This is a genomic window from Leifsonia sp. 466MF (assembly GCF_900100265.1).
Lineage (GTDB): Bacteria > Actinomycetota > Actinomycetes > Actinomycetales > Microbacteriaceae > Leifsonia.
In genome coordinates, this window is the sequence record NZ_LT629696.1 from 1,184,680 (window position 1) to 1,200,526 (window position 15,847).

The 15,847-nt window shown below is 69.5% G+C and carries 13 protein-coding genes; 7 read left to right on the forward strand and 6 right to left on the reverse strand.

The window, feature by feature from the left end:
- Positions 1-109 precede the first annotated feature (109 nt).
- The 4 genes from BLR91_RS05660 to BLR91_RS05675 all read left to right on the forward strand — a co-directional run bounded on the left by BLR91_RS05660 (position 110) and on the right by BLR91_RS05675 (position 5,280).
- The gene (locus BLR91_RS05660) at positions 110-1,414 is read left to right on the forward strand and encodes an ABC transporter substrate-binding protein (protein WP_020077268.1); all 1,305 of its coding nucleotides are present in this window, start codon (positions 110-112) and stop codon (positions 1,412-1,414) included.
- A gap of 78 nt (positions 1,415-1,492) precedes the next feature.
- Positions 1,493-2,479 (forward strand): carbohydrate ABC transporter permease, encoded by a 987-nt coding sequence (locus tag BLR91_RS05665; RefSeq protein ID WP_089876481.1) that lies wholly within the window; start codon positions 1,493-1,495, stop codon positions 2,477-2,479.
- Positions 2,472-3,311, forward strand: a complete 840-nt coding sequence (locus tag BLR91_RS05670) for a carbohydrate ABC transporter permease (RefSeq protein ID WP_020077270.1) — start codon at positions 2,472-2,474, stop codon at positions 3,309-3,311. Before BLR91_RS05665 ends, BLR91_RS05670 begins: the two co-directional genes overlap by 8 nt.
- Positions 3,312-3,348: 37 nt before the next feature.
- Positions 3,349-5,280 (forward strand): cellulase family glycosylhydrolase, encoded by a 1,932-nt coding sequence (locus BLR91_RS05675; RefSeq protein ID WP_089876479.1) that lies wholly within the window; start codon positions 3,349-3,351, stop codon positions 5,278-5,280.
- 89 nt (positions 5,281-5,369) lie between these two features.
- Here the strand turns inward: BLR91_RS05675 and BLR91_RS05680 are convergent, their stop codons facing one another.
- Positions 5,370-6,857: a helix-turn-helix transcriptional regulator gene (locus BLR91_RS05680; RefSeq protein WP_089876477.1), complete on the reverse strand. Its 1,488-nt coding sequence runs from the start codon at positions 6,855-6,857 to the stop codon at positions 5,370-5,372.
- A 125-nt stretch (positions 6,858-6,982) separates the two neighbouring features.
- On the opposite strand from BLR91_RS05680, the gene aceA reads away from it, so the two are divergent.
- The 3 genes from aceA to BLR91_RS05695 all read left to right on the forward strand — a co-directional run bounded on the left by aceA (position 6,983) and on the right by BLR91_RS05695 (position 11,032).
- On the forward strand, positions 6,983-8,299 hold the full coding sequence (aceA, locus tag BLR91_RS05685; RefSeq protein WP_089876475.1) for an isocitrate lyase: 1,317 nt from the start codon (positions 6,983-6,985) through the stop codon (positions 8,297-8,299).
- A gap of 115 nt (positions 8,300-8,414) precedes the next feature.
- Positions 8,415-10,058: a malate synthase A gene (gene aceB, locus BLR91_RS05690; RefSeq protein ID WP_089876473.1), complete on the forward strand. Its 1,644-nt coding sequence runs from the start codon at positions 8,415-8,417 to the stop codon at positions 10,056-10,058.
- 146 nt (positions 10,059-10,204) lie between these two features.
- Positions 10,205-11,032: a LysM peptidoglycan-binding domain-containing protein gene (locus BLR91_RS05695; RefSeq protein WP_231918831.1), complete on the forward strand. Its 828-nt coding sequence runs from the start codon at positions 10,205-10,207 to the stop codon at positions 11,030-11,032.
- A 135-nt stretch (positions 11,033-11,167) separates the two neighbouring features.
- Here BLR91_RS05695 and BLR91_RS05700 read toward each other — a convergent pair whose 3' ends face one another.
- The 5 genes from BLR91_RS05700 to BLR91_RS05720 all read right to left on the reverse strand — a co-directional run bounded on the left by BLR91_RS05700 (position 11,168) and on the right by BLR91_RS05720 (position 15,753).
- Positions 11,168-11,527, reverse strand: a complete 360-nt coding sequence (locus tag BLR91_RS05700) for a DUF488 domain-containing protein (RefSeq protein ID WP_089876468.1) — start codon at positions 11,525-11,527, stop codon at positions 11,168-11,170.
- 61 nt (positions 11,528-11,588) lie between these two features.
- Positions 11,589-12,518 (reverse strand): PfkB family carbohydrate kinase, encoded by a 930-nt coding sequence (locus tag BLR91_RS05705; protein ID WP_089876466.1) that lies wholly within the window; start codon positions 12,516-12,518, stop codon positions 11,589-11,591.
- Complete coding sequence (locus BLR91_RS05710) at positions 12,511-13,545, reverse strand: ADP-ribosylglycohydrolase family protein (protein ID WP_018191508.1); 1,035 nt, start codon at positions 13,543-13,545, stop codon at positions 12,511-12,513. The genes BLR91_RS05705 and BLR91_RS05710 overlap by 8 nt, the downstream gene beginning before the upstream one ends.
- Positions 13,542-14,111, reverse strand: coding sequence for a carboxymuconolactone decarboxylase family protein (locus BLR91_RS05715; RefSeq protein ID WP_089876463.1), 570 nt, complete (start codon positions 14,109-14,111; stop codon positions 13,542-13,544). Before BLR91_RS05715 ends, BLR91_RS05710 begins: the two co-directional genes overlap by 4 nt.
- A gap of 154 nt (positions 14,112-14,265) precedes the next feature.
- Positions 14,266-15,753, reverse strand: coding sequence for an MDR family MFS transporter (locus tag BLR91_RS05720; RefSeq protein WP_089876461.1), 1,488 nt, complete (start codon positions 15,751-15,753; stop codon positions 14,266-14,268).
- Positions 15,754-15,847: the final 94 nt, after the last annotated feature.

Sequence of the window (15,847 nt, forward strand, 5' to 3'; positions counted from 1 at the left end):
TCAAGGATTGACACCTGAACCGGTTAAGTTAGGCTCAGCGTGGCGCTCCCGCGTCCGGCTCTCGCACCAGGGCCGGGATCGCCCCCCATCAAGAGACGAAGGAGTCACAATGAGGAAACGCGCCATCGCCGTCGCGGCACTGGCCGCAGCGGTCTCGCTCGTGGTCGCGGGCTGCAGCAGCTCGGGATCCGGAGGGTCGTCCAGCGGGGCGACACTCACGTACTGGGCGAGCAACCAGGGGACCAGCCTCGACAACGACAAGCAGGTCCTCACCCCCGTCCTGGACGACTTCACGAAGCAGACCGGAATCAAGGTCAAGCTGGAGGTCATCGGCTGGAACGACCTGCAGACCCGCATCCAGACGGCCGTCACCTCGGGCCAGGGCCCGGACGTGCTGAACATCGGCAACACCTGGGCCGCCTCCCTGCAGGCGACCGGAGCGTTCCTGCCGTTCGACGACGCCAACATGAAGGCGATCGGCGGCAGCGACAAGTTCGTGAAGGCCGCGCTCGACACCGGCGGCGCCGAGGGCAAGCCCGTCACGAGCGTCCCGCTGTACGGCCTGGCCTACGGCCTGTACTACAACAAGAAGATGTTCACGGACGCCGGCGTGCAGCCGCCGACGACGTGGGAGGAGCTCGTCGCCGCGGCGAAGAAGCTCACCAACGGCAGCCAGTACGGCTTCGCCCTCGCAGCGGGCAGCTACACCGAGAACGTCCACTTCGCGTTCATCAACTCGGCCCAGAACGGCGGCGAGTGGTTCGACAAGAAGGGCAACCCGACGTTCGACAGCCAGGCCAACATCGACGGCATCAAGCGCTACCTCGACCTGATGCAGAGCGACAAGGTCGTCAACCCGTCCAACGCGCAGTACGACAACGGCGTGCAGGCGGTCAACGACTTCGCCACCGGCAAGGTCGCGATGATCCTCAGCCAGAACAACGCGGACGCCTCGATCGTGGCCAACGGCATGAAGAACGACCAGTACGGCGTCGTCCCGTTCCCGGCTCCTGAGGGCGGCAAGGACATCGCCACCTTCATCGCCGGCATCAACCTGTCGATCTTCAAGAACACCAAGCAGAAGGATGCGGCGCTCAAGTTCGTCAAGTACATGACGAGCGAGGACGTCCAGACCACCCTGGGCAAGCCGTACGCCAGCCTGCCGGTGCTCAACGACGCCAAGCCGGTGTTCACCGACAACGCCGAAGAGGCGGCGACGTTCCAGAAGATCTACAACGACATGTCCAAGCCGCTCCCGCTGGTGCCGGCCGAGGACCAGTTCGAGAACACCGTCGGCAAGGCGATGAACGACATGTTCGCCAAGATCGCCACCGGCAGCACGGTCTCCGACGCCGACATCAAGGCGGCTCTGAAGAACGCACAGGACCAGGTCAAGCAGTCGCTCGGCGGCTGACACCCGGAAACCAGCTCGTCGGGCGGGGCGCGGCCACCGCGTCCCGCCCGGCGGACAGTCACACCCCCAAGGAGACCCATGTCGACGACGACAGACGTCCGCGGCCCAGCGCGCACCGTGCCGGCTGCCGCAGCTGCACCGCCCCAGCCCAAGCGCCGCCGCCCCAAGGGATGGTGGCTCCCGTTCATCCTGCTCGCACCGGCGATCGTGTTCGAGCTCCTCATCCACGTCGTCCCGATGCTCACCGGCATATGGATCAGCTTCACGCAGCTGACGAAGTTCTACATCGCCAACTGGGGCGAGGCGCCGTTCGTCGGCCTGAAGAACTACGCCGTCGCGCTCGACTTCAACGGGTCGGTCGGCGCCGGGCTGCTCCGGTCGTTCCTCGTCACCGTCGGCTTCACCATCCTGGTCGTCGGCCTCTCCTGGGCGCTCGGGATGGCGGCAGCCGTCTCCCTGCAGGGCCGGTTCCGGGGGCGCGCGTTCTTCCGCACGCTGTTCCTCGTGCCGTACGCGCTGCCGCTGTACGCCGGCATCATCACCTGGAAGTTCATGTTCCAGAAGGACACCGGCGCGATCAACCACTTCCTCTTCGACAACCTCGGGCTTCCGGGCGACAAGCCGTTCTGGCTGATCGGCGGCAACGCCTTCTGGTCGATCGTCATCGTCGCGATCTGGCGCCTCTGGCCGTTCGCGTTCCTGATGCTGATGGCGGGTCTCCAGTCCATCCCGTCGGAGGTGTACGAGGCCTCCGCGGTGGATGGCGCCAAGCACTTCCGGCAGTGGCGTGCGATCACGCTGCCGATGCTGCGGCCGGTCAACTCGGTCCTGCTGCTCGTCATGTTCCTGTGGACCTTCAACGACTTCAACACACCGTTCGTGCTGTTCGGGAGCACAGCCCAACCCGCGGCAGGCGACCTGATCTCGTTCCACATCTACAACGCCTCCTTCCTGACCTGGAACTTCGGCTCCGGAGCCGCGATGAGCGTGCTCCTGCTGCTGTTCCTGCTGGTCGTGACCGGCGCCTACCTGCTCGTCGTCAACCGGAGGAACCGCAATGCGTGAGACCCGCTCTTCCCACGTCTTCCGCTGGGTCACCATCGCCGTGCTCACCGTCTTCACGGTGGTGCCGCTCTACGTCATGATCACGTCGTCGGTGAAGCCGCTGTCCGAAGTGCAGGCGGCATTCACCTGGTGGCCGCAGACGATCACGTTCCAGCCGTTCATCGACATGTGGTCGACCGTCCCGCTGGCGTCGTACTTCGTGAATTCGCTCATCGTGTCGAGCGCGGCGACCCTGATCTCGCTGGTCATCGCCGTGTTCGCCGCGTACGCCGTGTCGCGCTACCGGTTCAAGGGCCGGAACGTGTTCACCACGACCGTGCTGTCGACGCAGATGTTCCCCGGAGTGCTCTTCCTTCTCCCGCTTTTCCTCATCTTCGTGAACATCAACCAGGCGACCGGCATCCAGCTGGTCGGCACGCGGTGGGGCCTCATCATCACGTACTTCACGTTCGTGCTGCCGTTCTCGATCTGGATGCTCGCGGGATACTTCGACGGCATCCCGCGCGACCTCGACGAGGCCGCGAAGGTCGACGGCTCCGGGCCCATGGGCGCACTGTGGCACGTGGTGCTGCCGGCCGCCCGCCCCGGGTTGATCGCGGTCGCGATCTACTCGTTCATGACCAGTTGGGGCGAGGTGCTGTTCGCATCCGTGATGACGACGGACGAGAACAGGACGCTCGCGGTCGGCTTGCAGCTCTACTCGACACAGACGAACGTGTACTGGAACCAGATCATGGCGGCGTCGCTGGTCGTGTCCATCCCGATCGTCGTCGCGTTCCTCCTGCTGCAGCGCAACTTCGTCGCCGGTCTGACCGCCGGCGCGGTGAAGTGACGCGCGACCGCATCCCCTCTTCTTTCTGAAAGGCACCATGGATCGCCCATCCCCGGTCTTGCAGGTCGACGACGCCCCCGTGGTGTGGCTCGGCGCCAACTTCTGGTCGCGCACCGGCGGCCCGCTGATGTGGACGCGCTACGACGCGTCCGTCGTGCGGGAGGAGCTGCGTGTGCTCGCCGAACATGGCCTGAACATGACCCGCTCCTTCATCTACTGGCCCGACTTCCATCCGACCCCGGACTCCCTCGACGAGCAGTGCATGGCGAACTTCGCCGACTTCCTCGACGCGCACACGGAGGTCGGGATGACGACGGTCCCGACGTTCCTCGTCGGGCACATGTCGGGCGAGAACTGGGATCCGGCGTGGCGCGACGGCCGCGACCTGTACAGCGACGTCTGGTTCGTCGGACGGCAGGCCTGGTACGTGCGGGAGCTGACGTCGCGGTTCGCCGCGCATCCCGCCGTCGCCGGATGGCTGCTCACCAACGAGGTGCCGATCTACGGAGGGGAGGCGCCGCGTCCCATCGTCGACGCGTGGGCCTCGCTGCTGGTGGATGCGGTGCGCGCGGGCGGCGGGACGCAGCCGGTCGCCGTCGGCGACGGTGCCTGGGGCATCGAGACGACGGGTCACGACAACGGGTTCTCGGTGCGCGACCTGGCGAAGTTCACCGACTTCATCGGCCCGCACGTGTACCGGATGGAGACCGACCAGGTGCGGCAGCACCTCAAGGCGGCGTTCATCGCGGAGCTCGCGGCGACCGACGGACTGCCCGTCATCATGGAGGAGTTCGGCCTGACGAGCGACTTCGTCTCGGACGCGGGCGCCGCCTCCTACTACCGGCAGCTGCTGTACTCTACGCTGCTGGCCGGTGCCACGGGATGGATCGCGTGGAACAACACCGACTACGACGACCTCGCCGATCAGCGGCCGTACTCGCACCATCCCTTCGAGATGCACTTCGGGATCACCGACCGTCACGGCAACCCCAAGCCGCCGCTGCGCGAGCTGGCGCGGTTCGCCGCCGACCTGGCCGCGATCGAGCTGCCGTCGGTGCGACGGGCGCCGGTGGATGCGGCGCTCGTCGTCCCCTCGCACCTCGCCGAGGACTACCCGTTCACGCAGGAGGAGGAGCGCGCGCACATCGTGGCGACGGGGGAGCAGGCATACGTCGCGGCGCATGAGGCGCACATCCCCGTCGCGGTGGTGCGCGAGAAGGAGGACGGCGGTCTGCCGGCCGGGTACGGCCTGTACCTGCTGCCGTCGGTCAAGCAGCTGTGCGCGACCTCGTGGGAGCAGCTGGTGTCGCTGGCGGGCGAGGGGGCGACCGTCTATGCGTCGTACTCGCACGGGTCGAGCGGCGTGCAGCGCGGGCCGTGGTGGGCGCACACGGAGGAGCTCTTCGGAGTGCGGATGGACAGCGCGTACGGGCTCGCCGAGCCGGTGACGGACGCGACCGTCACCCTGCGGTTCACCGAGGACTTCGGGTCGATCGCGGCCGGGACGGAGCTGTCGTTCGCGGCGGCGGGCAACGAGAACGGGCGGACGTACCTCCCGGTGCGGGCGACCTCGGGCCGCGTCGTCGCGGTGGATGCGCACGGCCGGCCGGCTGTCGTGGTGCGCGATCACGGTGCGGGGCGCGCGGTGCTGTGCACGTATCCACTCGAGTTCTTCGCGTCGGCGCAGGGGCGGGTGAACCCGGAGGAGACGTGGCGGCTGTACGACGCGCTCGCCGTGGTCGCGGACGTGGAGCGGGATGTGCGGCTCGACGACCCGCGGGTGTTCACCGACGCGCTGGTGCACGAGGACGGCCGCCGCTTCGTGTTCTTCGTGTCGCAGCACGACACCGCGGTCACGGTCGAGCCGACCGTCGCCGGCGGCGAGCTGCGGACGCTCGACGGCGACGCATCCCCGTCCGTCGCGCTCGATCCCTACGGCGTCGCGATCCGCCTCCTCGCCCTCGACTGACCCCTCCGCCCAAGCCAACTGCTCCTGAGTTTTTCTGCCTTTCGAGGCTCTTTCGTGCGAAAAACTCAGGAGCTGTTGGCTGGGATGTCTCAGGATGCGGGGGCGTGGCGGTCGAGGAAGGCGTATACCTCGGTGGCGTCCACTCCGGGGAACGTTCCGGTCGGGAGCGCGGCGAGCAGCGACGTCGGCGTGCGCGCGGCCGGCCACGCCATCCCCTCCCAGCGCTCGGCCAGCGCACCGGGTGGACGTCGGCAACAGGATTCGTCGGGGCAGCGGGAGACTGCCCGATGCGTCGTCTCCCGCCCGCGGAACCACTTGACGTGCACGAACGGCACGCCGACGCTGACGGAGTAGTCGCCCTCCTTCGCCTTCTCGACGCGTGACGTGCACCAGAACGTCCCGCTCGGCGTGTCCGTGTACTGGTAGTACGGGCTGAACCGGTCGGCGACGTCGAACACCGTGCGCGCGGTCCAGCTGCGGCACACGGGCGTCCCCTCGACAGCGCCGAGTGCATCCGACGGGAAGGCCACGGCGTCGTTCTCGTACGCCTTGATGATGGTGCCCGACTCGTGCACCTTCATGAAGTGCACCGGGATGCCGAGGCGCGCGGTGGCGAGGTTGGTGAACCGGTGCGCCGCCGTCTCGTACGACACGGCGAACGCGTCGCGGAGGTCCTCCATCGAGATGCGCCGGAAGTTCTTCGCCTCGGTCAGGAAGGCGACCGCATCCTTCTCGGGCAGCAGCAGCGCCGCGGTCAGGTAGTTGGTCTCGATCCGCTGTCGCAGAAAATCGGCGTAGTTTCGCGGCTCATCGTGGTCGAGCACGTGCGACGCGAAGGCCTGCAGGATGGGCGAGCGCGAGTCGCGGGACGCCGACTGCTCGGTAGGCAGGTAGATGCGCCCGTTGCGCCGGTCGGTGACCGAACGGGTGGAGTGCGGCAGGTCGCCGACGTAGTGCAGCTCGTAGCCGAGGTGGTCGGCCATGTCGGTCACGGTCTGGTGCGAGACGGGGCCGCCGGTGTGCCCGACGGCGGCCAGCAGGTCGGCCGCGATGGCCTCGAGCTCGGGGAAATGGTTGTCGCGCGCCCGCATCGTCGCCCGCAGTTCCGCGTTCGCGCGGCGGGCCTCCTCCGGCGTCGCCGCGCGCTCGCGGTGCAGGCGCTCCACCTCCTGGTGAAGCGCAAGAATCGCCTGCAATGTCGCGTCAGGGACGGTCCGGCTGACCCGCACCGGGTCGATGCCGAGGGACGCGAACACCGGCCCGCGTTGCGCCCGCTCGACCGCGATCTCCAGGGCCGAGCGTTCGTCCGGCGGCTCCGGCGAGAGCAGGTCGTCGACGCTCACGCCGAGGGCATCCGCGATCGCCCGAAGCAGCGCCAGCCGCGGCTCGCGGTTGCCGTTCTCGATGGTCGACACCTGTGACGGTGCCCGGTCGACAGCTGTGGCGAGCGCCTCCAGCGTCATCCCGCGCCGTTGCCGGAACGCGCGGATGCGCCGGCCCAGGGTGAGTGCGTCGGCTGCGGGCTGGTCGGCGTGCGCGTCGTCGTACACGTCGTCGATGACGGTCATGGTGGCCATGCTGACACTCCTGTGAAGTTCTGGCAAACAGAAGAACCGGCGAATTTCTGTCCGCGGATCCGGGTCCGGCGGGCTGCGGCGGGCAAAGGATCGAGTCATCCGATCCGACCGATGGAGGTCCCGACATGGAAAACCGGACGACAGAGCCCCGCCCCGGAGACACGACCCAGACCGCCGCCGAGCTGCAGCTCGAGTGGGATGCGGATCCCCGTTGGTCGGGCATCCGCCGCGACTACACCGCCGACGACGTCGTCAGCCTGCGAGGCCCGGTCCGCGAGGAGCAGACCCTCGCCCGCCGTGGCGCTGACCGGCTCTGGGAGCTGATCCAGCGCGAGAGCACCGCCGACGATCCGCGCTGGGTCGCCGCCCTCGGAGCCCTCACCGGCAACCAGGCCGTTCAGCAGGTCCGCGCCGGGCTCGAAGCGATCTACCTCTCGGGCTGGCAGGTCGCCGCCGACGCGAACCTCGCCGGCCAGACGTATCCCGACCAGAGCCTGTACCCGGCGAACTCCGTGCCGGCCGTCGTCCGCCGCATCAACAACGCCCTGCTGAGGGCCGGCCAGGTCGAGGGCGTCGACGGGCCGGTGAGCGATTGGATGGCGCCCATCGTCGCCGACGCCGAGGCCGGCTTCGGCGGCCCGCTCAACGCGTACGAGCTCATGCACGCGATGATCCAGGCGGGCGCCGCCGGCGTCCACTGGGAGGACCAGCTGGCCAGCGAGAAGAAGTGCGGCCATATGGGAGGCAAGGTGCTCGTCCCCACCGGCCAGCACATCCGCACCCTCAATGCCGCACGGCTGGCGGCCGATGTCGCCGGAGTGCCCACCATCGTCATCGCCCGCACCGACGCCCTCGCCGCGACGCTGCTCACCAGCGACCACGACGAGCGCGACGCCCGCTTCCTCACCGGGACGCGCACCGCCGAGGGCTTCTACGAGGTCGAGAACGGCATCGAGCCGGTCATCGCCCGCGGGCTGGCGTACGCGCCGTACGCCGACCTGCTCTGGGTGGAGTCGGCCGAGCCCGACCTGGAGCTCGCGCGCCGCTTTGCCGAGGCGGTCCACGCCGAGCACCCGGAGAAGCGGCTCGCGTACAACTGCTCGCCGTCGTTCAACTGGCGCCGGCACCTCGACGACGAGACGATCGCGCGGTTCCAGCGGGAGCTCGCCGCGATGGGATACGCCTTCCAGTTCATCACGCTGGCCGGTTTCCACGCCCTCAACCACTCCATGTTCACGCTCGCCCGGGACTACGGACGGCGCCACATGAGCGCCTACGTCGACCTGCAGGAGGCGGAATTCGCCTCGGAGAGCGACGGCTACACCGCCACCCGCCACCAGCGGGAGGTCGGCACCGGCTACTTCGACCGGGTCGCGACCGCGCTCAACCCCGACAGCGCGACGCTCGCCCTCACCGGCTCCACCGAGGAGCACCAGTTCTGACCCTGTGCCCCCGCCATCCGTTCCTGAGTTTTTCGCCCGACACGCCGTCGCAGAGCGGAAAAACTCAGGAGCTGCGGGCGGCGCGAGAAACCACGACGACAGAAGGAAGAAAGACATGATCGAGATCTGCGGGACGCGCGACGCCGCGACCGACACCATCCTGACACCGGAGGCCATCGCCTTCGTCGACCACCTGCACCAGGCGTTCGCCGCCCGGCGGCAGGAGCTGCTGGCCCAGCGCCAGCAGCACCGAGCGGAGGCAGGCAACGGCCGTGACCCGCGCTTCCTGAGCGCCACCGCCGCCATCCGCGACGACCGCTCGTGGCGCGTGGCCGGGGCCGGACCCGGGCTCGAGGACCGCCGCGTCGAGATCACCGGCCCGACCGACCCGAAGATGGCGATCAACGCCCTCAATTCGGGCGCCCGCGTCTGGCTCGCCGACCTGGAGGACGCCACCAGCCCCACCTGGGCGAACATCGTGGGCGGCCAGCGGACGCTGCACGACGCGGTCCGCGGACGCCTCGCCTTCACCAGTCCAGAGGGCAAGGAGTACCGGGTCACCACGCCGTTCGAGCACACGCCGACGATCGTGATGCGCCCGCGCGGCTGGCACCTGGTCGAGAAGCACCTCGCATTCACCGACCGGGCGGGACGTACAGCGCCGGCCAGCGCATCCCTCACCGATTTCGGCCTGTACTTCTGGCACAACGCCGAGCAGCTGGTCGCGAACGGCCGCGGCCCGTACTTCTACCTGCCGAAGCTGGAGTCGCACCTCGAAGCGCGGCTCTGGAACGACATCTTCGTGTTCGCCCAGCAGCGCATCGGGATGCCGGTCGGCACCATCCGCGCCACCGTGCTGATCGAGACGATCCCTGCCGCGTTCGAGATGGAGGAGATCCTCTACGAGCTGCGCGACCACTGCGCGGGCCTCAACGCCGGCCGCTGGGACTACATCTTCTCGATGATCAAGACGTTCCAGGGTCGCGGACGCCGCTTCGCGTTCGGCGACCGCGATCGCATCACGATGACGGTGCCGTTCATGCGGGCGTACACCGAGCTGCTGGTCGCGACGTGCCACCGTCGCGGCGCGCACGCGATCGGCGGGATGAGCGCCTTCATCCCCAACCGGCGGGATGCGGAGGCGACCGAGCGGGCGCTGGCCCGGGTCGCGGACGACAAGCGGCGCGAGGCCGGCGACGGCTTCGACGGCACCTGGGTGGCGCATCCCGACCTCATCCCGACCGCGCTCGCCGAGTTCGACGCTGTGCTCGGAGAGCGGCCGAACCAGGTCGAACGCCAGAGGGAGGACGTGGACGTCAGCGCGGACGACCTGCTCGACGTGCGCGGCGCGGACGCCACGGTGACGGATGCGGGGGTGCGGTCGAACGTCTCCGTCGCTCTCCGCTACATCGAGGCGTGGCTGCGTGGGACGGGCGCGGTCGCCATCGACGGCCTGATGGAGGATGCCGCGACGGCCGAGATCTCGCGGTCGCTGCTGCGGCAGTGGATCGACAACCGGATCGTCACGGCGGAGGGGACGGCCGTCGACCGGGAGGCCGTGTCGCGCATCCTGGACGCCGAGCTCGAGCGCCTGAGCGCGGAGGCCGGCGCGGGCGGGCGGTTCGCGGATGCCGCGGAGCTCCTGCGCGAGGTGGCACTGGGGGAGGAGTTCCCGACGTTCCTGACCATCCCCGCATACGCGCGGTACCTGGTCGACACGGCCGAGCCGGCCTCGCAGCAGCTCCCGCTCGCGGGCTAGCCCTCCTCGATCCGTCGTCCCCCGCCGTCGAGTTCGCGAACTGTGCACACTTCGGCCGCGTGTCGTGTGCAAAGTTTGCGGACTCGACGGTGGGCGGTCGTGGGCGGTCGTGCGCGGGAGGCGGATCGCGTTGGTAGGGTCGCACCATGATGGATCGGGGGATGGGTCGCGTCGCCGCGGCCGTGGTCGCAGCATGCGTCGTGGGGATGATGTCGGGATGCGCGCTGGTCGCTCCTCCGGCTCGTTCGAGTGGGACGCCACGGGCCACGGCGAAAGCGTCCGAGCCCATGGCGCAGCAGATCCCGAACCTGCTCGTCGCCGGCGAGACGATCGGCTCAGGCCGGCTGAGCGTCATCGACCATGAACCGATCGGTGATCCGGTGGCCGAGCATCCCGTGACCGGGGTCGTTCGCATCGTGGTCCGTCCCGATCGGGGGATCGAGGTGCGTATCCGTCCCGACGACCCGGCCCGTGCGAGCCTCGCCGGGATCGACCTGATGCTGACCGGGAAACGGTACGACGGCCTGCCGGAGAACATCCAGGACGAGGACTACTTCCCCGTGACCTCCGGTGCTCAGAGCGTCGATCCGGATGGCGAACTCGTTCTCCCCGTGCTGCTCGACCAGGCGTCCCTCGGCGACCCGTCGTTCCTGCACTCGATCGAGGAGTCGCCTGACGGGGACGGGCGGGTGATGGCCGCCGCGTCGATCACCTGGACGCTCCCCTCCGCCTACCCGGGCCTGAAGCCCGTGGATCACGGCGTGGTCAGCTACGCGCACGGGCGGACGGTCGTCGAGAGCGGGACGCTGGCTTACTACATCCCCAACCCGTACGACACGCTCTACCAGGTGTCGCGCCGCTTCGGCCTGACCGAGGCCCAGCTGGTGTGGCTCAATCCCGAGCTCCTCATGGACTCGCCGGATCCTGAACTGAAGAGCGGGATCGGCGTTAATCTGGACCCCGCCCGCCGCTGACCGGCGTACCCGCTGACCGGCGCCCTGCGCTGGACCGACGCCCTGCGCTGGACCACCGCCCGCCATCGAGTCCGCGAACTTTGCACACTTCCGCCGCGTGTCGTGTGCAAAGTTTGCGGACTCGACGGTGGGCGGTCAGGGGTGGTGTTCTAGGTACTGGCGGAGCACGTTGGCGTGGTTGAGCTCGGGGTCGCGAGCTCCGACCAGCAGGGTCACGGTCGGATGGGTCCGGCCCAGGCCGCGGAGCACATCCACGGCAGGGTTCGTGTCCAGTTCGCTCTCGTACCGGCGACGGAACTCGTCGAACACCTCGGCTTCGCCCGACGGGTCCTGATGGAACCAGCGTCGCAGCTCGGTCGATGGCGCGACCTCCTTGAGCCATTCGTCGATGTCGGCACGGTCCTTGCTGACGCCGCGCGGCCACAGCCGGTCGACGAGCACGCGGTAGCCGTCGTCGGGTTCGGGCGCGTCGTAGATGCGTTTCACCGTGAACACGGGAGGCCTCCTTCGGTCGGCGGTCGGTTCGTTCATCCCTTCCGAGTGTGCCCCCGTGCGGTCAGCCCGAGGCCAGCAGGGCGTCGGTCTCCGCGGCGGTCGGCGCGGTCGCCGGTCCGCGCCGCGTCACGGCGATCGCCGCGGCCGCGTTCGCCCGCCGCGCGGCGTCGATCGGTGCGGCGCCGCGGGCCAGGGCCGCGGCGAGCACCCCGCCGAACGCGTCGCCCGCTCCCGTCGTGTCCACCGCGTCGACCGGGAAGGCCGGCAGGTGCGCAGGCGCCGGCTCGTCAGTGGCGACCCAGCATCCCGAGGAGCCGTCGCGCACGACCGCGACCCCACCCTCGCGCAGGCTGCCGCGCAGCGACCCGGCAGCGGGCGCGGGATGGGCGTGGGCGCGAAGGATGCGCGCCTCGCGTGCGTTCGCGCTGAGTACGTCGGTGCGGCGCAGCACCGTCTCCAGGAGCTCCGGGTCGAGCGAGCCGACGAGCGGAGACGGGTCGAAGACGACGCGCGTCTCCGGACCGATGGCGCCCAGCCACCCCGTGACGGCCGGGCCGGATCCGGGATGCGCGAGGCTGTAGCCGGAGACGTAGACGACATCCGACGCACGGGGCTGCACCGCATCCAGGTCGGCTCGGCTCAGCATCCCCTCGGCGCCGGGCGCGGTGACGAACGTGCGCTCGGCCGCGCTGTCGAGGAGGACGACGCTGTAGCCGTTGTCGACGCCGTCGAGCGGCGGATTCGCGACCGAGATGCCTTCGCTCCAGAGCGCCTCGGCGACGACCTCGCCGAACGGGCCGGTGCCGGAGCGGCCGGCGAACACGACGTCCGCGCCGTCGCGGGCCGCTGCGGCCATGACGTTGAAGCCGCCGCCGGCGGACATGCCCGCCGAGGAGGCGAGGACGTCGCCGCCGCGCTCGGGCAGCGCATCCACGGTGAGGAGAAGGTCGACGACGACCGTCCCGGTGAAGATGAGTCGTCCGTCAGCCATGTCGTCTCCTCAGCTCCAGCAGTCCGTCGACCAGGGGTTCCAGGTCGAGGGCGTTGACGCGGCGGACCGTCTCGAGCGCGGTGCGTGGCCAGGCGGCCGCTCCGGTGGCGCCGAGCACGGCTCCCGTCATGGCCGCGATCGTGTCGGTGTCGCCGCCGAGCGCGGCGGCGCGGCAGAGCGTGTCCCAGGCGGCGTCCGGGTCGGGATGCGCGGGCTCGGACCCGGCGACGGTCACCGCGACGAGCGCGAGCGCGGCCACCACGGACTCCTGTGCGGCGACCGAGGTGCCGATGACCTCGGAGAGGGCGTCGTCCTGCTCCCGCGGCGCCAGACCGAGGAGGTAGGGGATGGCCCACTCGAGCCGGGCGGCTATGTCGCCGCCCGCGACCCAATGACCGCGCCGTGCTCCTTCGCGGGCTGCCGCGACCGCCACATCCAGCGCCTCCGGGGTGTCCGCTCCGTCGACGCCGGCGCTCACAGCGGCTCCGACGGCGGCGGCGCTCGCGATGCCGATGCCCGTGTTGTGGGTGAGCGCGCTCACGGACACCACGGCGTCGACGAACCCGCTGAGCGGTTCGACCGGCACGGCGATGCCGACCGGGGTGATCCGCATCGCCGCGCCGTTCGTAGCCCCGAACCGGCCGGCTTCTTCGGGCGGCATGCCGTCCTGCAGCCGCTGGAGGGCCGCGCGGGTGCTCGGACCGAGCAGGTCGAGGGAGCCGCGGGACTCCATGGTCCGCTCCCACGCGAGCAGCTCGGCGGCGAAGACGCTCGGGCGGACGGTCCCACGCCCGTCGATGAGGAGGCGCGCGAGCAGAACGGCCTGCTCGGTGTCGTCGGTGATCGAGCCGGCGGGCATCCCTGCGGCGATCTGCTGGTGCGGGCCGGCCGCAACGAGACCGCGGAGGGTGCCGTGGTCGGCGAAGATGCGTTCGCGCGACATCGACTGGGTGGGCATGCCGAGGGCGTCGCCGAGCGCCAGGCCCTGGAGCGCGCTCAAGGCCCGGGCGCGGGTGGTGTCCCTCACAGCGGCGCCAGGAGCGCCCCGCGCAGTCGCTCGCTCAGGTCGGGCGGGACCTCGACGGCGACGCCGAGGGCCTGGATGGCGCGGCTGAAGTAGTTGCGCACTGCGGCCGCCAACGTGATGTCGACGATCTCGCGGTCCGTGAAGCCGAGGTCGCGCAGCCGGCCGGCGTCGTCGGGGGTCATGGCGGAGGAGTCCGTGCTGAGCCGCTCGGCGTACTCCATCATGGCGACCTCCGCCTCGCTCAGTCCGGCGTCGTGGTAGTCCCGGGCGATGCGCTCGAGCTCGGCTTCATCCATGATCGTCAGGGTCTTGCGACCGTGAGCGAGACGGCAGTGCTGCGAGCGGAGCGCCTGGGCGGCCGCGAGCGTGACCAGCTCGTACCGGCGCTTGCCGAGGGTCGGCACGATCGTGCGGACGAGATCCTCGAACGCGCGGAACGCCTCGGGGTTCGTGCTCAGTACGCGGGTGTACTCGGGGACGTATCCGAGGTCGTCGATGTCTTCGGCATACAGTTCGGCGACGGCTCCGGTCGCTTCGGACGGTTCCGGGCTCTCGATGATGGACACGGTGGTCTCCTCCCATACGGACCGCCTCATTCTCACGCGCTCGCCCCGCCGAGCACCACTGCCCTGCGCATCCATCCCCGTCGAGTCCGCGCACATTGCACACGCCGCGCGGGGCGAGCGTGCAAAGATTGCGGACTCGACGGTGGGGATCGGGTCAGTGGGCGAAGGCGACGTCCTCGGACGGGGAGTCGGCGGGCTTCCGGAGGAAGAAGGAGCCTGCGACCGCGAACAGGGAGATGATCGCGCCCGCGACGAACGCCGCCCGGATGCCTCCCGCCTGCGCGGCGTCCACTCCTGCGCCGCCCGCGGCCAGGGCTGTGCCCTGCAGCGTCAGGACCGCGATGAGCAGGGCCGTGCCCGCCGCTCCGCCGACCTGCTGGATGGTGCCCAGGATGGCGCTGCCGTGCGAGTACAGGTGCGGCGGCACCGCACCGAGACCGGCCGTGAACAGCGGCGTGAACATCATCGCGAGGCCGAGGCTCATGGTGACGTGCGCGGCGATGACGAGTCCGACCGGCGTGTGCTCCGTCACCATCGTGAGCGACCACAGCACGAGGCTGACAAGGATCGAGCCGGGAACGACGAGCACGCGCGGGTCGAAGCGGTCGTACAGGCGGCCGACGAACGGCGCCGCGAGCCCCATGATCAGCCCGCCCGGGAGCAGGATGAGCCCGGTCGCCAGCGTGTCGAGGTGCAGTACGTGCTGCAGGTACAGCGGCAGAACGATGATCACGCCGAACATCGACGCGGTCGTGATGGCCATCAGCACGATCGAGATGGTGAAGATGGGGAACGTGAACGTCCGCAGGTCGAGCAGGGCCCGATCCTTGCGCTGCAGGAGCAGCTGGCGCGTGATGAACGCCGCCAGACCGAGCACTCCGACGATCAGCGACCCCCACAGCATGACCGGGCTCGCGGACGACCCGCCGGACTCGCCGGAGAGGGTGAGCCCGTAGACCAGTCCTCCGAACCCCAGTGCCGAGAGGATGACCGACAGCACGTCGATCTTCACCTTCTGGGTCTCCGTCACGTTCTCGACGAACTTCATGCCGATCAGCAGCATCACGAGCGCGATCGGCAGCACGATCAGGAAGATCCAGCGCCAGGGCAGGAAGTTCAGGATGAGGCCCGAGATCGTCGGCCCGATGGCCGGCGCGACCGAGATGACGATCGACACGTTGCCCATCGTGCGCCCGCGCATCGCCGGCGGCACCAGGGTCATCAGGGTCGTCATCAGCAGCGGGATCATGATCGCGGTGCCCGATGCCTGGATCACGCGCGCCGCGACCAGCACCAGGAACCCGGGAGCCAGGGCCGCTGACAGGGTGCCGAGCGAGAACAGCGACATCGCCGCGATGAACATCTGCCGCGTCGTGTACCGCTGCAGCAGGATGCCCGTGATCGGGATCACCACGGCCATCGTCAGCATGAATGCCGTCGAGAGCCACTGCGCAGCGAGGGCGTCGACGTGGAGGTCGTCCATCAGCTTCGGGATGGCGACGGTCATGATCGTCTCGTTGAGGATCACGACGAACGTGGCCGCGAGCAGCAGCCAGATCACGCGCTGGTCGCGCGGGGCGATACGCGGCGCGGCGGCGGGCGCGGCCGGCTGCCCGATGGCGCCGGCATCGACCGAAGGCACTGGTGAGGTCTTCTCAGTCACCGCTACAACTTATCGGGGACCACTGACGCTGGGAGTGTCCGTGACCTGAACTGTGGATGAGTTCGCTCACCGC